Here is a 20160-nt window from a genome sequence, read left to right as displayed (position 1 = left end):
TTCAAAAGTCTTCACTTTGAATAAGTATTATCAACTGGCATTTTGTTAATCAATGATCCATTTACTTAAAACTAGAAATATCCACCTGTATTTTGGTTTCAGAATAGTATTAGAGTTAACGATTCTAAGCGATTTGACAAAAATAAAATCAATTAGAAAAGGATGTTTAATTTAATGAATCAAAATGAACAGGTAATGAATGAAAATTGGAAGAAAAACATTACGCTCTTTCTAGGAAGCCAAACGATATCGCTATTTGGTTCATCTTTAGTGCAATATGCGATTATGTGGTATATCACATTAACAACTCAATCAGGAATCATGATGACAATTTCGATTATATGTGGTTTTGTTCCTACTTTTTTCCTTGCACCTTTTGCAGGGGTATGGGCAGATCGATTTAATCGTAAATATTTAATTATCATAGCGGATTCGATGATTGCGATTTCAACATTAATTTTAGCCATCTTATTTTTAAATGGTTATAATTCGATGTGGTTATTGTTTGTTATGTACGCAGTAAGAGCGATAGGTACAGGAATACAAACCCCAGCAGTTGGTGCAATACTGCCTCAAATCGTACCGGAAGATAAACTGACAAAAGTAAATGGGGCAAATGGTAGTATACAGGCATTTGTCATGTTACTTTCACCGATGATTAGTGCAGGATTATTGTCCGTGACAACATTAGAAATGATATTCTTTATCGATGTGATTACAGCTGCCGTAGCAGTACTCACTTTGCTATTCTTTTTAAAAATTCCCCCTCATGCAAAAGCAATGGAGTTACAGAAAGTTGGATATTTTAACGACTTTAAAGAGGGTTTAAGCTATATTCATCATCATGCGTTTTTAAAGAAATTTTTTACGTTTTTTGCCTTTTTCTTTGTGTTAGCTGCTCCTGCCTCCTTTTTAACACCATTACAAGTAACGCGAACCTTTGGAGCAAATGAATGGTATTTATCTGCGATTGAGGTTGCCTTTTCTATTGGAATGATAGTAGGTGGGATCATAATTGCTTCTTGGGGAGGATTTAAAAACAAAACCCATACGATGGCTTTATCCGCATTTGTTTTTGGACTTTGTACATTGCTATTAGGAATCGTTCCGGTTTTTTGGATCTACTTAATTTTTATGGGCATTGTTGGAGTGGTAATGCCATTGTTTAATACGCCGGCAACCGTTTTACTTCAAGAAAAGGTCGAGCAGGATTTTTTAGGTAGAGTTTTTGGTGTATTAACGATGATCTCAACTTCCATGATGCCATTGGGAATGTTAGTATTTGGACCGATTGCTGATATAATCGCGATTGAATGGCTGTTAATTGGTACAGGTATTTTCATTTTCATATTAGGCTTCTTCCTATTAGGAAATAAGGTTTTAATAGAAGCGGGAAAACAAAATGAAAACGTAGAATAAATAAAAAGAAGATTTCGTTCGTTAACGAAATCTTCTTTTTTGTGTAATTAGTATGCTAAGCCGTATAAAGCTTTAATATGTGCTAAGTAACGAACGTGACTTGCTTCTTTCATTAATGAAGCTGGAAGACCTTTTAAAGGAATATTGTTGCCACCAACTGTTGCTACACCATCTTTGCGTCCAAGGCTAGCAAGAGTACCAGAGTTAACAGGGCTAAATACTTCTAGTTTTTGACCTTCGATTGTTGCATATAAATTGTAACCAGCAGTTTCACCCATTTGCCATGCAATTTGTGCAGTAGGTGCGAATAGTGGACGACCACCATCAGCTGGTAAAGCAACAGAAGCATCACCTACAACAAATACTTCTGGATGAGAAGTAGATTGTAAGTATTCGTTAATGATTGCTTTACCACGGTCACAAGCTAAACCTGATTCTTGAACAAGAGGAAGAGCTGCAACGCCACCTGTCCAAATGAATGTGTTTGCTTCGATTACCGTACCGTCTTTTAATGAAATTTTGTTTCCTTCCACGCCCGTAACAGGAAGGCCAGTTAAGAATTCAACACCACGAGCTGATAAGCTTTCAGTAGCGCGTTGGATTAAGTCATCTGGAAGTACTGGTAAGATTTTTGGACCTGCTTCAACTAACTTAATGTTTAAGTCTTTAAAGTCGATACCGTATTTTCTAGCAACTTTCGGGAAGTTATCAACGATTTCACCAACTAATTCAACACCAGTTAGACCGCCACCGCCGATAACGATTGTTGCATCTGCAGGATTTTTTGATTTAGCATAAGCAGCAATTTTACTTTCGATATGTTTGTTAATACGATTTGCATCTTCAACAGATTTTAATACCATGCTGTTTTCTTCTAATCCAGGAATTCCGAAGAAACCAGTTTGGCTACCAAGGGCAACAACTAAGTTGTCGTATGATAATACAGAACCATCTGCTAAATAAACTTCTTTATTGGCAACTGAGAATGATTTCACTTCTTGGATAACTACATTAACATCTTTATCTTTAAATAGTTTAGTTAAAGGGAACGAAATTGCAGGTTCTGAAATAGTACCACCTGCAAGACGGTGTAATTCTGTAATAAGCTGATGAGTTGGGTATTTGTTTACTACTGTAACTTTTGCTTCATCTTTATTTAAATATTTACGTAATGTTAGAGCAGTTAATAATCCACCATAACCTGCACCTAAGATGACGATTTCTTTTGACATGATTAATCCTCCGTCCATACGATTGTTTAAAAGTGAACTAGCTTTGTGATTTGCGTTCTGCTTGGATTTCTAAAAATGCATTGGCGAAACGGAAAAGTTTTTGAGCTTCTGGATCTTTCATTAATTTTAATAATCCAAATAAACCGATGTTTTCGTTTGTTGCATCAGCACGGTCTTTCGCCTCAATAGCTGTTGCAGCAAGAGTTTTAACTGAACCGATAACGGGTTCAGACATTTCTTTAATAGCGTTTACAGTATCGCTCTTTAATACTTCATCGGTTGCTACTAATTGAGCAAAGTCATAAGCTTTTGTTAATAGAGTGACAACCTCAGTTAACTTTGGTAATTGTTCAACTAAAGTCGTTAATGATTCCTGAACTTCAGGTTTTAATAATTGATCAAGTAAATCTTGTTTTCCTTGGCTTACTGCTTGCTGAGCTTGAGTCAATTCTTCTGACATATCCAATTCTCCTTTACATTTTGCATTTTATGCATTTTGTTAGTTAGAAAAAGTTTGAAAATCATTTCACATATAGTCACACATGAATAGAAATCCAACTATATTTTTACATGATGTGAAATTTGTATCATCGTATATCATGATAGTATAAATATGTTTTAAATCATAGTTCTTTCTAAAAAATGTAGTTGGAATGGTACAACTATGGATTATTTTCTAAAAAAAGCAATTACTAAGAAGCTTAATGAAAAATAGTATTATCTAAAAATTTAATAAATTGGTAAAATTGGTGTGAAATAGTCATTATGTGTGCTGTATAGTTTGCATTATACGACTTTTTTCATGGAATTTCTAATAAATATATATTAATTTTGGTTATTACATGATACGGTTCATGAAAAATTTAACATTCATTTGATGAATCATTTGAAACTGAAGTCGATACTTTCCTATTAAAAGCTTTACTATAGTTAGTTGCTTCTATAAGTGCCTTTTCTTCAATAGGAATACGCACCGATAGCATTATAAAATTCAATATTGTGAAACATATAGCTGTGAAATAAGCTTGAAACATTAAAGGAAGAAGTAAAATTTCCATACATACAACGAGATAGTTTGGATGTCGAAGGAATAAATAAGGTCCCTTTTTAATTACTTTAGCTGCTGGAAGTATAATGATTTTTGTATTCCAAAAAGGTCCAAGGGAAAGTAAACACCATATTCTTAAAGCTTGTACTAGTAAAAACGCTAAAAAAAACCAAAAAAACCATGGTGAAATGGTACGTTCAAAAATGATCACTTCACCAATTAAACTAATAAAGAAACTAACGTGGAGTGCAATCATAAAAGGATAATGGGATTTTCCCACTTCATAGGCACCGACTGATAACATTTTTTTCTCATTTCTTTTAGCGATAATAACTTCAATAATTCTTTGCAAAATGACAATTGAAATAAATAGTAAAATGAACAATTTAATCCCTCCATTGCAGTAATACTGCTTCTCCACTAAAGCCGGGCCCTAGGGCAACTAATAAACCATAAGAATTTAAATTCGTTTCTTTTAGCATAAATTGTTCCAAAACATAGTGGACAGTGGGAGAAGACATATTTCCGTTTTTTTGTAACACTTCCCGAGAAACAGCGGTATGTTGTTCTGTCATGTTTAAAGTTTGTTCGTATGCTTTTAATACTTTTTTTCCTCCAGGATGGGCTACAAGATATTCCAGTTGGTCCTTTGTCACATGCTCTTCATGTAAAAAATCATCAATAAATGGTCCTAACCATTTATTAATAATAGTAGGAATATCTCTCGAGAAAATAACATGTAACCCATTATTTTTTAAATCCCATCCCATCACTTCCTCCGAATTGGGCATCCATTTTGAAGCTGTATTTAAAATGTGAGGTACTAATTTTTTCGTTTTTATTACCGTTTCATCACCGCATACTAAAAGGCAAGCGACCCCATCGGCAAAAAGGGAGGCTCCAACTAAATTACTTTTTGAATAGTCATTTGGTTGAAACGTTAAACTACAAAGCTCTACACAAACGACAAGTACTTTTTCCGTTGGATGGGCTAAACAATAGTCATAGGCACGGCTTAGACCAGATGCCCCACCAGCACAACCAAGTCCCCATATTGGTATTCGTTTAATTCGATCTGAAAAGTTTAGTTTATTCATTATTCTTGCATCAATACTTGGTGTAGAAATACCGGTACTTGATACAAAAATAATGGCATCAATTTCGGAAGATGACAGGGGCTGTGTTAAAAATGATGTATTTTGAAGGCAAGATTCAATAGCTTTTATACTATATTCAACCGCTAACTGAATATATAATTCATTTCGCTCTTCAAAGGTGTGTTCTGTACGGTGCCACTCTAATGGAACACAAAAATGACGCTGTTCTATTTCGCCGTTTTTGAACACTTTCAATAACCGATCGAGGTGCGGTATTTTACCTTGAAAGAGTTCTTTAGTAAGTTGTTCTATATTTGCTTGTTCTAAAGTATAGGGTGGATTATATGTACTAACAGAAGCAATTTTTGGCATACTAAGTCTCCTTTTTACTATAGTCTTTCCATAGCAAATTCAAATATGCAAAAGGAGTGTATATTAAACTTTTTTTGTAAACGGATGAGGGAATGTGCCAATTTCCCTTTAAGCAAAAAATAGGTGCCAACACTAAAGTTGGCACCTGTGCTCGTAGTTTTTTTAGCTTTAAACAATCGGTTATTTTTGTTGATTAACGAAATTAGTAATGGCGTCTCTTAAAAATTCAGTTCCACCATCAATAACTTTATCGTAATATGCTTTAAAGCGTTCGTCTGCAACATACATTTCAGCAAGTCCGATATGTGCTTCCTTAGAGTAAGAAGGCCATGTAAAGGTTAACCACTCTTTATGCTTTTTTGCGAGTTCATTAGCCAGTGGTGATGTTGGATCTCCTGTTTCGAAAGCTTTAGGAAGAAGTTCAAGAATTTCTTCTCCTAATCGAGTCATCTTATCGTAATCTTCCTTTGACATATTTTTAAACTTGGCGTTGGAATCTTCTACTACGTTGTTACCATATTTTTGACGTATTTCCTCACCGTATTTTTGTTCATTCTCCGCAATTAATTGATCTTTAAATGCCTCAAACTTTTCATTGTTTTGCATTATAATTTCTCCCTTCTCGTGAGCAATCGTTTTCTCAACGGTCTCGATTAATTTATCCAGGCGGGCACGTTTCTGTACAAGTTCTTTGTAATGACGCTGTAAAGCTTGTGTTTGATTGAAATTTGGGTTATTCATAATGGTCGTAATCGTTTCTAAATCAACATCTAATTCTCGAAAGAAAAGAATTTGTTGTAGACGATCGACTTCCTTTTGTCCGTAGATTCGGTAGCCAGAGCTATTTATTCTTGCTGGTTTGAGTAAATTAATTTCATCGTAATAGCGCAATGTTCGAGCACTAACATTCGCTAATTTGGCTAATTTACTAATCGTGTACTCCACTTGTATCCCTCCTGTTGATAACAGCATAAAGGTTAACGTAACGAGAATGTCAATAATAAATAATAACTTTTTTATTATGTAAAATAAAATACTAGCTACTTGACCTCGTTGTCGATTACTATAAGATTCAAAGACCATACTGCGCATTAATAAATGAATAAAGCTTCGGAAGGTAAATCAAAATGGAAAATAAAAAACTACAAGTAAAGCAACCTAAATATCAAAAGATTGCTGCAGATATTGCATCTAAAATTGTAGAGAAAAAATATTTAGTCGGTGAAAAAATATATGCTAGATCCTCTTTGGCAAGCCAATATGGAGTATCGGCAGAAACGGCTAGACGCGCAATTGCCATTCTACAGGATTTAGAAATTGTGGAAGCTACAAAAGGTAGCGGTGTTGTCATTAAATCATACGAGAAGGCAGCCCAATTCGCTCATCAATTTTTGGAAGTACAATCTATTTATCAAGTTCAATTAGAAATGCTTGAAAGTATTAAAAGACAAAAGGAAGAGCTCAACGTCTTACAAGAAACAACGGAATTGCTTGTGAACCGTACTGAACGTTTTAAATCAGTAAATCCCTTTGTTCCCTTTCAAGTAGAAATAGAAGAAAATTGCCCATACATTTCTCAGTCTATTGGGATGATTAATTTTTGGCAAAATACAACAGCTACCATTGTAGGTATACGAAGAGAGAATGATTTAATTATTTCTCCAGGTCCATATGCTACTTTTGAACATCACGATATCATTTATTTCATTGGAAATGATGAATGTTTAGAGCGAGTACAAAATTTTTTATATCCCAATTAATGTAAGCTACAGATGCTAATGACATAGCGTCTGTAGCTTTTTTAACGAGTTTTGCTATTTTCTTCTTAATAGTTTACAAGGTTGTAAATTTGACACAAGTAACAACCTTTTGTTAGCATTAAGTTGTCACTTTTGTTGTAACCTTTTTGTAACATACAGAAATAGGAAAGGAGATTGGTATGGAAAAGATTAAAGTGCAGCACGTCACAAAAATATTCGGTAAGCACATTACGAATGCCTTAAAGCTTGTCGAAGAGAAAAAAAGTAAGACAGAAATTTTAGAAAAAACAGGAGCGACGATTGGAGTATACGATGCAAACTTCACCGTTAATGAAGGTGAAATATTTGTCATTATGGGCCTTTCTGGTAGTGGTAAATCTACATTAGTAAGATTGTTAAATAACCTCATTGAAACTACAAGCGGCAGTATTTACATAGATGGTGAAGATATCTCCAAAATGAATAAACAACAGCTCAGAAAAATTCGACGTGAAAAAATGAGTATGGTGTTTCAAAACTTCGGTTTATTCCCACAACGTACAGTCCTTGCAAATACAGAATATGGTTTAGAAGTGCGCGGCATTCCTAAAGAAGAGAGAAGATTGAAAGCAGAAAAGGCTTTAGATAACGCTGGTTTATTACCTTATAAGGATCAATATCCGAGCCAACTTTCAGGTGGTATGCAGCAACGTGTCGGTTTAGCAAGAGCATTAGCTAATGACCCTGATATTTTATTAATGGATGAAGCTTTTTCTGCTCTCGATCCACTTATACGTAAAGAAATGCAAGATGAATTATTAGATTTACAACAAAAAGTGAAGAAAACCATTATTTTTATTACCCATGATTTAAATGAGGCATTACGTATTGGTGACCGTATTGCCCTTATGAAAGATGGAAAAATCATTCAAATCGGTACGGGAGAAGAAATATTAACAAATCCCGCTAATGATTATGTCAAAACTTTCTTAGAAGATGTTGACCGTTCAAAAGTATTAACAGTTGAAAATGCGATGATACGTCCAATTACGGTCAATATTGAACTGGATGGACCGAAAGTAGCGCTACAACGTATGCGAGAAGAAGAGGTTAGTGTTTTGTTAGCGATCGATAAAAAAAGAGCGTTCAAAGGTTATATAACTGCAGATGATGCGTTGGAAGCTGCAAAACGTGGTGAAAAAAGCGTTGTTAGTTTCTTGAAAACTGATATGCCAACAGTACCGAAAGATATGCTAATTCAAGATGTGTTAGGGCTTATTTCGGAATCACCGACTCCAATTGCAGTAGTAAATGAAAATAAATTAGTCGGTGTGTTAATTAGAGGCGTTGTCATTCAATCACTTGCTTCTGAAACTGAGGGGGTGACGAAGGATGAGTAAAATGCTAGATAGTATTCCTACATTACCTGTAGCAGATACTGTTGAAAATGTAATGGACTGGTTAACTGGAAGTTTTTCACCACTCTTTGATTTTGTTCAAAATGGTGGTAAAACAGCAATGGAATTCATTACTGGGATGCTCGTTGCGATTCCACCAGTTGTATTTATTTTAATGATTGCGCTTATAGCGTTTTTTGCAACAAAAAGGAAATTTGGCTTAGCCATTTTCTCCATAGTCGGTTTGTTTTATATATATAACCAAGGTTTATGGGATGAGCTGATGAATACAATAACTCTTGTTATATTTGCAAGTATCATTGCCATCATCATTGGTATTCCAATTGGGATCTTAATGTCTAAAAGTTCAGTTGCAGAAGCCATTATTAAACCGATATTAGACTTCATGCAAACAATGCCTGGTTTTGTTTATTTAATACCAGCTGTTGCTTTCTTCGGTATTGGTGTAGTACCAGGAGTTTTTGCTTCCGTAATCTTCGCATTACCTCCAACAGTTCGTTTTACCAACTTAGGTATTAGACAGGTACCAAAAGAATTAGTGGAAGCTGCAGATTCTTACGGAAGTACGGGTTGGCAAAAGTTATTGAAAGTTGAATTACCACTAGCAAGATCAACTATTATGGCAGGTATTAACCAAACCGTACTTCTATCATTATCAATGGTTGTCATTGCATCAATGATTGGTGCACCAGGATTAGGACGAGAGGTTTTATCTGCTTTGCAACGTGCTCAAGTTGGAAATGGCTTTGTTGCAGGACTTAGTCTTGTTGTGTTCGCCATTATTATTGACCGTTTAACGCAAAGCTTGAATAAAAAGAAATCATAGAGAGGAAGATTAGATGAACTTTAAAAAGTTAAAAATAATGGGCTTAGCTTTAGGCATGGGGGCATTGCTCGCTGCTTGTAGCGGTTCCGATGAAGGTGCAAAAGGTTCAGAAGATGGAGCTTCAAAAAATGATTCAAAAGAGATTAATTTAGCTTATGTTGAGTGGGATACAGAAATTGCTTCAACCCATGTAGTTGGAAAAGTGTTAGAAGACTTAGGTTATGATGTATCACTAACTCCACTTGATAATGCGATTATGTGGGAAGCTGTTGCAAAAGGAGAAGCTGATGCGATGGTAGCAGGATGGTTACCGAATACCCATGGCGCACAATATGAACAATATAAAGATAGTTTAGTAGAATTAGGCGAAAATTTATCCGGTGCTAAAATTGGCTTAGTAGTACCTTCTTATATGGATGTTAATTCAATCGAAGATTTAACAGATGAAGCAAACAAAACGATTACTGGTATTGAACCAGGTGCAGGGGTTATGGCCGCAACGGAACAAGCGTTAGAAGAGTATGCTAATTTAGCGGATTGGGAACTACTTCCATCATCTTCAGGTGCAATGACAGTGGCTTTAGGTCAAGCAATTGAGAATGAAGAAGACGTAGTTGTTACAGGTTGGTCTCCACACTGGAAATTCTCTTCTTATGATTTGAAATATTTAGAGGACCCTAAAGGTGTATTTGGTGGAGAAGAAACTATTAATACATTTGCTCGTAAAGGGTTAGAAGAAGATATGCCAGAAGCGTTTAAAGTAATAGATGCTTTCCATTGGACTCCAGAGGATATTGAATCTGTCATGCTTGAAATTAATGATGGCGTTGACCCTGAAAAAGCTGCAGCTAAATGGGTTGATGAAAATCCAGATAAAGTTGCTGAATGGACTGAAGGAATCGAATAAAAATAAAAAATGTACTTTCCTGAACGGAAAGTACATTTTTTTTTATAAAATCCACCACGCGAATAAACTTAATAAAATAGAAGTGAGAAGTAGGGTGCAGAGCGGTTTTAACGCATTCTTTTTTAATTTTTTAAAATCAACAGACATCCCTAAGGCAGCCATAGCTACAGTTAATAAAAAGGAAGCGAAGGAAGAAACATTATTTTGAAAAGAAGTAGACAGCCATTTATTTTGTAAGCCGATTGTACCGATAATGGAAACAACGATAAATCCTAATAAGAAGTAAGGAAAAGATGCTTTCTTATGAGCGTTTTTATTTTTCATTGAAAGAAAAAGGACAATCATCATTGTGACAGGGAAAAGAAGTAATACACGGCTTAACTTACTAAGTAGGGCAGGTGTTAATGATTCATCACCGAAAGAAGAACCCGCAAGTAGTGCGTGGGCAATTTCATGAAGACTAAATCCTACCCACTGTCCATATAATTCGGGAGTCATACTCGTTATTGCAGCAATAACTGGTGCAGCTAAAGCGAATATCGTTCCTACACATGCAATCATACCTATTGCCATTGCAGTATCATCTTCGTCTGAATCAATGATAGAAGATATAGCGCCAATTGCAGCAGCTCCACATATACCAGTACCGGAACCAAGTAATAGTAGAAGTTTACGATCAACACCAAATACTTTACCAATAGTAAATGTTATAAAAAGAGCAAAAATGATAACAATCGCAGCGCGGATTAGTAGGGGAAATCCTTCATCGACAATTAATTTAATATTTAGCCTTATTCCATACAATATAATGGCTAAACGTAGAATGATTTTTGAAGAAAACTGAATACCACATCGAAACTTTTCGGGGTATTGATATACATTACGATAAATAATCGCTAGTAAAAGGGCAATTGCTAAAGGACCTAGAAGGGAAAAGACGGGAATAAAACTTAAGCAATAAGCTAAAAGCGTGATAGAAACCATTAATAAAATACCTAAATAAAATCCAGTCGTTGCATATTTCGTCATACGATTCATGCCTACCTTTCAATTATTATGGTAATATGGATGGAGTATAAATAAAAATTAATTATATTGATAATATATATAAGTAATTACTTATGTGAGGGGTTTTATGAATCAAAAGATAATGGTCTTTTTAAAAATCGTGGAGCTTGGTAGCTTTTCAAAGGCAGCGGAAGCTTTATATATGACCCAACCCGCCGTTAGTCAATTTATTAAGAGTTTAGAAAAGGATTTAGGTGTTATATTATTTGACCGTTCGTCCAAGTCATTACATTTAACTGCTGCCGGACAAATTGCCTTTCAATATTGCCTTGAGATGAAAAAGCTATCCGAAAATATGACCCAATCGTTAGATGAGTTAATGAATGTAGTGAAAGGCCCGTTAATAATCGGTGCAAGCTATTCCTATGGGGAATATATTCTTCCTTCAAAATTAGCGGAATTTATAAAACGGTACCCTTTAGTGGAACCAAATGTCTTAATAAAAAACACATCGGAAATCGCACAGGAAATGATAGATAAAAAAATAGATATTGGGATTATAGAGGGAATGATTGAACCATCCCGTATCGTAAGTGAAAAGCTTGCAACGGATAGAATGGTAGTTGTTTCAAATGAACCGATTACTGAAATAGGACATGAGACTACTTGGATTGTAAGGGAAAAGGGGTCAGGTACGCGTGCTGCAACCGAACGTTTTTTTCAGCAACATCGTTTAAAACCGCAAAAAATGATGGAGTTTGGCAGTACGCAGTTAATAAAAGGAGCAGTTGAGGAAGGGGTAGGAGTATCCCTATTATCAAAATGGACTGTTCAGCAAGAAGTAGCCAATAAAAAGTTATTTATAGTGGATGAAGAACAACTTTATTACGAGAGGGATTTTTATATGATTTATTTAAAAACCCCCTTTCAATCAAAAACGACAGAAATGTTTTTGAATTTTATAAGAGAAACATCAAAAAAAGGTGATGAATTAACTTAAATTCATCACCTGAGTTTATTTATTGATGTAATCATAACCAACTACAGTCCATATACCAGTAGGATCTTGTCGAATTAGTCTTTTTAAATAAACATATTTAATCAACGTTTGTGTATCATTGACTTCTACAATAGCTGAATCCGTTGTACTGTGTAAAAGCTTAAGACTCTCTTTGGCAATCGGATAATCTCCCTCTATCCCTTCGGGGGATATTTTTAAACTAACAAAAACTTGCGCCGAAAGTAGAGGATCTAATCGCCAAGGAGAATGTCCCTCATCTACACTTTTTTGAGCATTTCTTTCTTGTGCTAAATCATATGGTACTTCTTCTTGTGGATTGATATCGTATTCTTTGGCTTGAACAGGAAAAATTATATTATTGTATATATCGACACTTTCAAGTTCAATAATGAGCTGATTGGATTCAAGATATGCAGGAATTGCATTTCCCTCTATAATGTCCACAGTTAAAACCTCCGTCTTTATTAGGAATGTTAAGACATTACCGTTATTATTTACAGTAAGTTCTTTTTTATGAATGACCTTTGTATAAAAGACTGTTATTGTATCTCATAGTATCAAATCGAATCCGCATCTTATTTAGTAGTCATTATGATATAAAACAAACATCCCGATTTACAGCTGAAGAAGGTTATATGTGAATTATTCTTTTCAAGTATTGTGCCAATATATTAGGAAATAATACATAATGAAATTCATTTATTTTTATTTTGCTTAATTTTTTTAAGTAAGGAAATAAAAAAGAAATTAATCATTCATAAATAGTGATAAGTTGGTATATCTTTTTCGTTGAAATTAACAGAGAAGAAGGACGACATTGAAATTAGTCAGTCTTCTCTTTTTTAATCAACCATTCTTTTTTTATAAAGGAAGATAGTGGATAACCATATAATGATGGTCCAAATCAGTATGGTCATTATAGGTATTAGTACATCAGAAAGGGTATAGCTTACTTCTAATGACTCTGCTAATAAAATAATTTGAGTACTTGGTAACCACTCTGCCACCTTTAAAACAGGAATATTTTCTGCTAATACTGTTAAGAAGGGACCGAAGGAAAACAATAATATAATTGGTAAAATGACAACGGATGCTTCTAAAATTGTTTTTGTAAAAAGGGCACCTAGTGTTCCTAAACCAGTGTAAAAAACAATTGAAAGGAACAGTGCAATGCCCAAAATAAGCCAATTTCCAGGGTTGTATCCGACTAGAAAAATGGAAAGTAGCACCGTAACCGCAGAAATTGAAAATACAAGTAGACTTTTCCCCAGTAATATATCGAACAATGTTGCTGGCGATAACATTAAACTACGTAGGGTATTTCTTTCCTTTTCTTCGGCAATTAAACAACATTGTACAAAGGCAGTTACAGAAGTAAAGGCTAAATTAATTGGTAAAAAATAAGCTTGTATATTATTTACACCTGTTTTGTTATAAATAAAAGCCATAATTAATGGTAAAAGAACCATTATTGAAACGGCATAATTCCGTGAAAACTCTTTATAATCTTTAATGAAAATTGCTTGTATACGAGAAAAATTCATATTAAATCACTTCCAGTCACTTGTAAGAATATGTCGCCTAAAGTCGGTTCGTTTGTATAAATACGAGATATAAGTCCACTTCTCATCCAATCATAAACTTTTTTTGCTTCATCCTTACAATTTTCAATACAATGCTCACTTCCATCAATTAATTCCACTGTAATCGTGTCATCCCCAAACTGTTTTTTCAATTGTTGGGGTGAACCAATTGCTCGTATTTTCCCTTTATGCAAAAAGGCAATTCGATCACATAAAGTTTCAGCTTCACTCATATCGTGGGTTGTTAAGAAGATGGTCGTACCCATTTCATTAAGTTTACGTAATCCATTATAAATATGTTGTGTATTAACTGGATCAAGGGCAGAGGTAGGTTCATCTAAAAATAATAACTCAGGTTTATGCATAATAGAGCGTGCTAATGTAACCCGTTGAATCATCCCTTTCGATAATTGACTCACCTTTTTCTTCCGTACATCATATAAATTGACAAATTCCAACGCTTCTTTTACAGAACTGTTGGGTAAATTATACAATTTACTATAAAGTGATAAATTTTCCTCTACCGATAATCTTAAATAAAGGCCGCTATTGTCCGTTAATATGCCGAAACGTGCTCGATTGGAACTTTTACTCATTTCTTTAGCGTCTTTTCCAAATACGTATGCTTGCCCTTTATTTTTTGTTAATTGGGCAGTTAAGATTTTTATCGTAGTTGTCTTACCTGACCCACTAGGTCCTAAAAATCCGAAAATTTCTCCTTTTTTAATACTAAATGATACATCACGTAATGCTACTTCTTGATGGAACAGTTTTTGTAAATGTTGAACATCAATTACATGCGTCATTCTCGTTCCTCCTAATTAGTTGAATGTATCCTAACAATAATAAGAAAAAACGAAAACAGCAGTATATTTCCGGTGAAAGGAGTTATTTCATGATAAAAGGTGTCAAAATTTCTTTAAATGGACGATGGAAATTTCCCAGGAAATTGGTCAAATCCCTATAATACGTTTTAATTCGACTAATTTATTTTTAGATAATGGGACAATGTTTTCTTCAGAAGTATGCAGGGATAAACTGTAACTATTACGTGTCCAAGTAATGATTTCTCTAACTTTTTGTAAGTTAACAATATAGGAACGATGGCAACGGAAAAAGCCGAAGGGTGTTAATTTTTGTTCTAATTCATTTAAAGTCATCGAACAAGGATAACGTTCCCCGCCAACATAAACCAATACTTCTCCTTCAACACTTTCAATATAATCGATTTCAGGAGGATTGAATAAAATGATTTTCTCGTTTTTCTTCGTTGGAATTTTTTCAAAACGAATCGGAGTCAACTCGGATTTTTCAATCATTAACGGTTCTTCTTCTTTTACGTCTAACTTATGTAATCCTTCTGAATCTAATCGAAAAACAAAATCACTTGCTAAAAGGACATTTTCCATATTATTTGATAACAATATGACAGTTTTTTGTTTTTCTTTTAATGATAGAAGGTAATTCAAGACAGTCTCTTTGGAATGTTCATCTAAGTTTTGAAACGGTTCTTCTATTACTTGAATAGGCTTTTCGTTAATGTAACAAGGGATTAATCGCAATCTTTGTTTCTCACTATAAGTTAATTTTTCCAACCTTACGTTTCTTCGATCAACGAAATCCAATAATTGTAGTAAATGGTTATTCTCGACGGTAGCATTGTAAATACCTTTGACAAAATTAATGTATTCATTAATAGTTAAGCGTTGATACAAACCGCTTTCTCTATGTTCCATATGTATTTCTGGATTGGAAGCAAGTTGTTTTGTTAAAAAGTTAATTTTTGCCACATCTGAGTAAATACCAACGATCGACTCTTCCTCCAGTTGCATTTCAATCTTTGGGGAAATTAAATTACCTTCTATAAAAAAGGCATCAATTGTAATAGCTAAGTTTGTTTTCATTGTAAAGCCCCCTAGTTTTTTTGAAAAGTTAGACTATAATACGATTATACACAATAGGAAATAATAGGAAAGTTTCGCTATTTTCTAATAGGTAAAAAACATAAAGACGCCCGTTAAAAGAAAACGAGCGCCTAGTCATGATTATTTGATTGGAATCCAAATTTCTGAGTAGCAATTTGGATCGTTTGGATCATCATCTGAATATACTTCTAACTCCGTAGTCCCTGCTTGTTCGTATGGGTTGGAAGGGAACCATTCAGAGTAAATTTTCTTCCAAGTATCTTGCATGGCATGGGGCATTGGTCCATGAACTTCAAAAATAGCCCATTTAGACGAAGGTACTTCATATGCTTCTAATCCTTCCGGTACTTCGCCATTATAGGCAGTTGCAATCCAATAATCCATTAATTTTTCATCTTGTTTATATTTCTCTACACTACAAACTCCAAGAATTCCTTTTACTTCTCCGTTATTTAATTCAAACAACCGATCATTCGTTCCATCCTTGTGTACATCATTCCAAAAATGAGGTATGTTTTGGGTGTTCTCCCCGTTTTCAAAATTATACGTTCGTTTTACTCCAACAATTTGAAATGCATCTTTCTCAATAATTCGGTAGTTCATAGGTACTGCTCCCTCCAATTGTATTTTAATAACGAGGCGATTATAGGATTGTAAAGTCCCTTTTTTTTTACGTGCTTCTGATGGGGAAATATGATGTTGTTTTCGAAAAGCTTTTGTAAAGGACTCAGGTGTTTCATATCCATATTTAAAAGCGATGTCGATAATTTTCTGGTCTGTATTGATCAGTTCTTGTGCTGCTAATGTCAACCGCCGTCTACGTATATAATCGCTAACAGTAATATCTGTTAATATTGAAAATGTACGTTGAAAATGAAATACAGAAGAATTAGCAGCTCGAGCAATCGATTCGATTGTTAGTTCATTGTCTAATAAATTCATTTCTATATACTGTATTGCTTTTTGAATGGACTCTAACCACCCCATAATGCTCACCTCTATTGTTATGATAATTTGTAATGATTACATATTCTTGTCTTTTTGTGCTCTCATCGGACAGGTTTAAACTAAATGAACTACTTTGAGAAAATAATTTAGAATTTTCTATAAATATTATATATGACTTCGTGTACAATGGAAGAAAACAATTTTTAAGGGTGGAGAAATGAGAAAAATCCATTATAGTTGGATTGTATTAGCAGTAACATTTATAGCAATTATTGTTGCGGGGATTATTCGATCATCTTCAGGAATCTTTATCGATCCTTTTGAAATCGAATTCGGTTGGGATAGACCAACAATATCTTTTGCAATTGCTATATGTTTGTTTTTATATGGTTTTTCTGGACCTTTTATGGCAGCCTTTGTGGATGTTTTTGGTTTAAAGCGAATGATGCTTTATTCGATGGCTATTTTGACAGTAGGTTTAGGCTTAACGTTTATCATGCAAAGTAAATGGCAGTTAATAGTTATTTGGGGTGTCATGTTAGGTGTCGGTTCAGGATTATTTTTAACAGTTCTGAGTACGCAAGTAGCGAATCGATGGTTCGTGAAAAGAAGGGGTCTTGCCGTCGGTATTTTAACGGCGGCTACGGCAACAGGACAATTAATTTTACTACCGGTTTTAGCGGCATTTGTAGATAATTATTCTTGGCGTGCTGCCATTGCATTCATTTTCTTTTTAAGCATCGCAATGCTTTTTGTTATCGCGATATTTATGAAAAGTTGGCCAAAGGAGATTGGAACGACTCCCTATGGTCAAGATGAAGAACTAGAACAGCCCCCTTTATCAACAAATCGCAATCCTTTTAAAATGGCGATTATATCATTAGTTGAAGGGTTAAAAGTAAAAGAATTTTGGTTGCTCGCGGGAAGTTTCTTTATATGTGGTTTATCTACTAGCGGTATTATTGGTACCCATTTCATTTCCTATTGTGTTAGTTTTGGTATTCCTTTAGTGACAGCAGCGGCAATGCTTTCATTTATGGGAGTATTCGATTTAATTGGAACTACCATCTCCGGTTGGTTATCTGATCGCTTTGATAATCGGTGGCTATTATTTTGGTACTACTTGCTTCGAGGACTCTCCTTAGTCTTTTTACCCTTTGCACTTGCTCAAGGGTCTTACACATGGCTAGTCATTTTTTCAATCTTTTACGGATTAGATTGGATAGCAACTGTACCGCCAACAATCGGATTAACGAGGCAAAAATTTGGGGTAGAAAAAAGTGCAATGATGTATGGGTGGATTACTGCAGCTCATCAAGTAGGTGCAGGTGTAGCAGCCTACTCAGGGGGTGTAGTATATAAAGTGTTCGGTTCCTACATGTGGGCATTCGCTTTGGCAGGAGCTTTCTGTTTACTAGCTAGTTTATTTGTCATCCTCATTAAAAAACAATCTCCAAAGGAAATTGTTTAGTTTTTCATTCTATGGGAATAGATGATATGATACTTACAGCAACTTAAAAAGGAGCATGAATGTGGGGAAAGTATCAAAAAGAGCTGCTAGCATTTTATATATGAAAGAACATGAAACACTTTTTTCATGTCCGATTTGCCAAAAGGATATGCATGTAAGTGACGATGGCCATGTGTTATGTCATAATCATCATTCTTTCGATATTGCAAAACAAGGATATGTGAATTTCATGATTAAACCTTTCACATCCATGTATAGTAAAAATCTATTTGAATCTCGTCAGGAAGTTATGAATAGTGGTTTATATGAGCCGGTCCAAAAGGCGATTGCGAAATATGTAGGGAACCGTACGAAAACGATTTTAGATACTGGCTGTGGTGAAGGTTCTCATTTAAATAAAGTTATAAATGAATTGGAACAGCAAGTGTTGGCTGTTGGGATTGATATTTCTAAGGAAGGAATCCAATCTGCGGCAAAATTTTATGAGCATAAAATTTGGTGTGTAGGAGATTTAGCCAACAGTCCTTTTAAAGAACAATCCTTTGATTGTATATTAAATATTCTATCCCCTGCTAACTACGGTGAATTCAGTAGATTGTTAAATGAAAAAGGGAAATTAATAAAAGTAGTACCCCAATCAGACTATTTAAAAGAAATACGCAGACAAGCATTTGCGAACTCGGAAAAAGAACATTATACAAACGAACAAACGGTAGAGAGATTTAAAGAACATTTTGCTAATGTCAAACAGGAGCGTATTACATATACAATGCCTTTGGATGAAAAGCTTGTACCTAAGCTTCTAGAAATGACGCCCCTTGGTTGGCATTTAGAAAAGGATTTATCTTTAAATGAAATTACAATTGATCTTGAAATATTAGTTGGAGAAGGAACAAAATAAACTAAAGATATTATAAAAAGGTAGGAATGTTGAAGTGTTATATGATATTGGAGCTAATCTTGTTAATGTGTTTTTAATGCTTAATGGCTCAAAAGCAAAGGTATATGGTAAAGAAAATTTACCGAAGGAAGGCGGTTATATTATCGCCTGTACCCATAATGGATATGTAGATATTTTAAACTTAGGTGTATCATTATATCCACGGCACATTCATTTCATGGCAAAGAAACAATTATTTGAAGGGAAATTTGGCTCGATTATTGCCAATTTAAATGCTTTCCCAGTAGATCGAGAGAACCCAGGGCCAAGCGTTATTAAAATCCCACGTCAACTAATAAAAGAAGGAAAAGTGGTTGGAATCTTCCCTAGCGGGACCCGATCAACAGAAAATACAGAATTAAAACAAGGGGCGATTACGATTGCCCAACTATCAAAGGCTCAAATTGTACCGGCAGCTTATGTAGGACCAAGAAACGTTGGCGAAGTGTTTAAGCGTCAAAAAGGCTATCTGATTTATGGAGAACCATTTACAGTTGGAAGTGGTAAAGAGGCAAGGGACGAATCAACTCAATTTTTAGAAAAAGAGCTGGAACGTTTAACAGAAGATTTGAAATCGAAAATTAAAAAATAATGTACATGCACTTTCCATATTGGAAAGTGCTTTTTGTAAGGAGGAATCAATATGACACGTGTACTTTTTGTTTGTTTAGGGAATATTTGTCGCTCCCCAATGGCTGAAGCGGTTATGCGCCACTTAGTGGAAAACAAAGGATTAAGTGATCAAATTAAAGTAGATTCGGCTGCAACTAGTTCTTGGCATATCGGAGAGCCTCCCCATAAAGGCACTAAAGCAAAACTGAAAGAGTTCGGTATTTCAACTAGTGGTATGAAAGGAAGACAGCTCTCAACAGAAGATTTCGAAACATTTGATTACATCATAGGAATGGATAGTAGTAATGTGCGTAACATACGTCAAATGTTAGGCCAGCCAGAACATCCGAAAATATTCCGATTTTTAGATTTAACTGATCATAAAAAAGATGTGCCAGACCCTTACTATACAGGGGATTTTCAAGAAACTTATGAACTGGTAGTAGATGGATGCGAAGCGTTATTGGAGAAAATTTTAAGGGAGAAGTAGGATGGAATATGATACCTTTCTCTTTGTCAAACGAATAGTGTATAATATTACAGTCTCATATCATTTAAAGGTTATCATTATATGCCTTAAAATATAGTTATTAA

Annotated in this window: 21 protein-coding genes; 10 read left to right on the top strand and 11 right to left on the bottom strand. The window is 34.7% G+C overall.

All coding sequences use genetic code 11. The annotated features are described in order from the left end of the window. Positions 1 to 174: 174 nt before the first annotated feature. Entirely contained in the window at positions 175 to 1419 is a 1245-nt protein-coding gene (locus H9636_RS07825) for an MFS transporter (protein ID WP_191707062.1), read from the top strand. A 47-nt stretch (positions 1420 to 1466) separates the two neighbouring features. Here H9636_RS07825 and H9636_RS07820 read toward each other — a convergent pair whose 3' ends face one another. From H9636_RS07820 to H9636_RS07800, 5 genes are all read right to left on the bottom strand, one after another. Beyond that, entirely contained in the window at positions 1467 to 2651 is a 1185-nt protein-coding gene (locus tag H9636_RS07820) for an NAD(P)/FAD-dependent oxidoreductase (protein WP_191707061.1), read from the bottom strand. 37 nt (positions 2652 to 2688) lie between these two features. After that, the gene (locus H9636_RS07815; protein ID WP_191707060.1) at positions 2689 to 3111 is read right to left on the bottom strand and encodes a DUF1641 domain-containing protein; all 423 of its coding nucleotides are present in this window, start codon (positions 3109 to 3111) and stop codon (positions 2689 to 2691) included. A gap of 403 nt (positions 3112 to 3514) precedes the next feature. Continuing rightward, on the bottom strand, positions 3515 to 4084 hold the full coding sequence (locus H9636_RS07810) for an isoprenylcysteine carboxyl methyltransferase family protein (RefSeq protein ID WP_225230134.1): 570 nt from the start codon (positions 4082 to 4084) through the stop codon (positions 3515 to 3517). A 1-nt stretch (position 4085) separates the two neighbouring features. After that, positions 4086 to 5168, bottom strand: a complete 1083-nt coding sequence (locus tag H9636_RS07805; protein ID WP_191707059.1) for a type III polyketide synthase — start codon at positions 5166 to 5168, stop codon at positions 4086 to 4088. Positions 5169 to 5348: 180 nt separating this feature from the next. After that, positions 5349 to 6113, bottom strand: a complete 765-nt coding sequence (locus H9636_RS07800) for a MerR family transcriptional regulator (RefSeq protein ID WP_191707058.1) — start codon at positions 6111 to 6113, stop codon at positions 5349 to 5351. Between the two features lie 182 nt (positions 6114 to 6295). Between H9636_RS07800 and H9636_RS07795 the strand changes: the two genes are divergently transcribed. The 4 genes from H9636_RS07795 (at position 6296) to H9636_RS07780 (ending at position 10058) form a co-directional block, all read left to right on the top strand. Continuing rightward, the gene (locus tag H9636_RS07795; RefSeq protein WP_191707057.1) at positions 6296 to 6928 is read left to right on the top strand and encodes a TrkA C-terminal domain-containing protein; all 633 of its coding nucleotides are present in this window, start codon (positions 6296 to 6298) and stop codon (positions 6926 to 6928) included. 179 nt (positions 6929 to 7107) lie between these two features. After that, positions 7108 to 8307 (top strand): quaternary amine ABC transporter ATP-binding protein, encoded by a 1200-nt coding sequence (locus tag H9636_RS07790; RefSeq protein ID WP_191707056.1) that lies wholly within the window; start codon positions 7108 to 7110, stop codon positions 8305 to 8307. Beyond that, entirely contained in the window at positions 8300 to 9151 is an 852-nt protein-coding gene (locus H9636_RS07785) for an ABC transporter permease (protein WP_191707055.1), read from the top strand. Before H9636_RS07790 ends, H9636_RS07785 begins: the two co-directional genes overlap by 8 nt. 13 nt (positions 9152 to 9164) lie before the next feature. Further along, complete coding sequence (locus H9636_RS07780) at positions 9165 to 10058, top strand: glycine betaine ABC transporter substrate-binding protein (protein ID WP_191707054.1); 894 nt, start codon at positions 9165 to 9167, stop codon at positions 10056 to 10058. 42 nt (positions 10059 to 10100) lie between these two features. Here H9636_RS07780 and H9636_RS07775 read toward each other — a convergent pair whose 3' ends face one another. Continuing rightward, complete coding sequence (locus tag H9636_RS07775) at positions 10101 to 11096, bottom strand: YeiH family protein (protein WP_191707053.1); 996 nt, start codon at positions 11094 to 11096, stop codon at positions 10101 to 10103. 97 nt (positions 11097 to 11193) lie between these two features. Here H9636_RS07775 and H9636_RS07770 point away from each other — a divergent pair, with 97 nt between their 5' ends. Next, complete coding sequence (locus H9636_RS07770) at positions 11194 to 12066, top strand: LysR family transcriptional regulator (protein ID WP_191707052.1); 873 nt, start codon at positions 11194 to 11196, stop codon at positions 12064 to 12066. A 15-nt stretch (positions 12067 to 12081) separates the two neighbouring features. Here the strand turns inward: H9636_RS07770 and H9636_RS07765 are convergent, their stop codons facing one another. The 5 genes from H9636_RS07765 to H9636_RS07745 form a co-directional block, all read right to left on the bottom strand. Beyond that, positions 12082 to 12531, bottom strand: a complete 450-nt coding sequence (locus H9636_RS07765) for a hypothetical protein (protein ID WP_191707051.1) — start codon at positions 12529 to 12531, stop codon at positions 12082 to 12084. Between the two features lie 398 nt (positions 12532 to 12929). Then, the gene (locus H9636_RS07760; RefSeq protein ID WP_191707050.1) at positions 12930 to 13631 is read right to left on the bottom strand and encodes an ABC transporter permease; all 702 of its coding nucleotides are present in this window, start codon (positions 13629 to 13631) and stop codon (positions 12930 to 12932) included. After that, entirely contained in the window at positions 13628 to 14476 is an 849-nt protein-coding gene (locus tag H9636_RS07755; protein WP_191707049.1) for an ABC transporter ATP-binding protein, read from the bottom strand. Before H9636_RS07755 ends, H9636_RS07760 begins: the two co-directional genes overlap by 4 nt. A gap of 147 nt (positions 14477 to 14623) precedes the next feature. Continuing rightward, a complete protein-coding gene (locus H9636_RS07750) occupies positions 14624 to 15574 on the bottom strand; it encodes a LytTR family transcriptional regulator DNA-binding domain-containing protein (protein WP_191707048.1) in 951 nt (316 codons plus the stop codon). A gap of 141 nt (positions 15575 to 15715) precedes the next feature. Continuing rightward, positions 15716 to 16582, bottom strand: a complete 867-nt coding sequence (locus tag H9636_RS07745) for an AraC family transcriptional regulator (protein ID WP_191707047.1) — start codon at positions 16580 to 16582, stop codon at positions 15716 to 15718. A gap of 178 nt (positions 16583 to 16760) precedes the next feature. Here H9636_RS07745 and H9636_RS07740 point away from each other — a divergent pair, with 178 nt between their 5' ends. From H9636_RS07740 to H9636_RS07725, 4 genes are all read left to right on the top strand, one after another. Then, positions 16761 to 18014 (top strand): MFS transporter, encoded by a 1254-nt coding sequence (locus tag H9636_RS07740; RefSeq protein WP_191707046.1) that lies wholly within the window; start codon positions 16761 to 16763, stop codon positions 18012 to 18014. A 61-nt stretch (positions 18015 to 18075) separates the two neighbouring features. Continuing rightward, complete coding sequence (locus H9636_RS07735) at positions 18076 to 18915, top strand: putative RNA methyltransferase (RefSeq protein WP_191707045.1); 840 nt, start codon at positions 18076 to 18078, stop codon at positions 18913 to 18915. A 76-nt stretch (positions 18916 to 18991) separates the two neighbouring features. Continuing rightward, complete coding sequence (locus tag H9636_RS07730; RefSeq protein ID WP_191707083.1) at positions 18992 to 19546, top strand: lysophospholipid acyltransferase family protein; 555 nt, start codon at positions 18992 to 18994, stop codon at positions 19544 to 19546. A 51-nt stretch (positions 19547 to 19597) separates the two neighbouring features. Beyond that, positions 19598 to 20056: a low molecular weight protein-tyrosine-phosphatase gene (locus H9636_RS07725; protein WP_191707044.1), complete on the top strand. Its 459-nt coding sequence runs from the start codon at positions 19598 to 19600 to the stop codon at positions 20054 to 20056. The last annotated feature ends 104 nt before the right edge of the window (positions 20057 to 20160 follow it).

Origin of the sequence: Ureibacillus galli, assembly GCF_014836845.1 — a bacterium.
Classification (GTDB): domain Bacteria; phylum Bacillota; class Bacilli; order Bacillales_A; family Planococcaceae; genus Ureibacillus; species Ureibacillus galli.
This window is presented reverse-complemented; position numbering and strand designations above follow the sequence as displayed.

Excerpts from the sequence above, each read along its gene's own strand:
- H9636_RS07755 (WP_191707049.1), bottom strand. The coding sequence starts at position 14,476 with ATGACGCATGTAATTGATGTTCAACATTTACAAAAACTGTTCCATCAA.
- H9636_RS07820 (WP_191707061.1), bottom strand. The coding sequence starts at position 2,651 with ATGTCAAAAGAAATCGTCATCTTAGGTGCAGGTTATGGTGGATTATTA.
- H9636_RS07730 (WP_191707083.1), top strand. The coding sequence starts at position 18,992 with ATGCTTAATGGCTCAAAAGCAAAGGTATATGGTAAAGAAAATTTACCG.
- H9636_RS07770 (WP_191707052.1), top strand. The coding sequence starts at position 11,194 with ATGAATCAAAAGATAATGGTCTTTTTAAAAATCGTGGAGCTTGGTAGC.
- H9636_RS07805 (WP_191707059.1), bottom strand. The coding sequence starts at position 5,168 with ATGCCAAAAATTGCTTCTGTTAGTACATATAATCCACCCTATACTTTA.
- H9636_RS07775 (WP_191707053.1), bottom strand. The coding sequence starts at position 11,096 with ATGAATCGTATGACGAAATATGCAACGACTGGATTTTATTTAGGTATT.
- H9636_RS07725 (WP_191707044.1), top strand. The coding sequence starts at position 19,598 with ATGACACGTGTACTTTTTGTTTGTTTAGGGAATATTTGTCGCTCCCCA.
- H9636_RS07825 (WP_191707062.1), top strand. The coding sequence starts at position 175 with ATGAATCAAAATGAACAGGTAATGAATGAAAATTGGAAGAAAAACATT.
- H9636_RS07760 (WP_191707050.1), bottom strand. The coding sequence starts at position 13,631 with ATGAATTTTTCTCGTATACAAGCAATTTTCATTAAAGATTATAAAGAG.
- H9636_RS07785 (WP_191707055.1), top strand. The coding sequence starts at position 8,300 with ATGAGTAAAATGCTAGATAGTATTCCTACATTACCTGTAGCAGATACT.
- H9636_RS07790 (WP_191707056.1), top strand. The coding sequence starts at position 7,108 with ATGGAAAAGATTAAAGTGCAGCACGTCACAAAAATATTCGGTAAGCAC.
- H9636_RS07780 (WP_191707054.1), top strand. The coding sequence starts at position 9,165 with ATGAACTTTAAAAAGTTAAAAATAATGGGCTTAGCTTTAGGCATGGGG.
- H9636_RS07795 (WP_191707057.1), top strand. The coding sequence starts at position 6,296 with ATGGAAAATAAAAAACTACAAGTAAAGCAACCTAAATATCAAAAGATT.
- H9636_RS07745 (WP_191707047.1), bottom strand. The coding sequence starts at position 16,582 with ATGGGGTGGTTAGAGTCCATTCAAAAAGCAATACAGTATATAGAAATG.
- H9636_RS07750 (WP_191707048.1), bottom strand. The coding sequence starts at position 15,574 with ATGAAAACAAACTTAGCTATTACAATTGATGCCTTTTTTATAGAAGGT.
- H9636_RS07740 (WP_191707046.1), top strand. The coding sequence starts at position 16,761 with ATGAGAAAAATCCATTATAGTTGGATTGTATTAGCAGTAACATTTATA.
- H9636_RS07815 (WP_191707060.1), bottom strand. The coding sequence starts at position 3,111 with ATGTCAGAAGAATTGACTCAAGCTCAGCAAGCAGTAAGCCAAGGAAAA.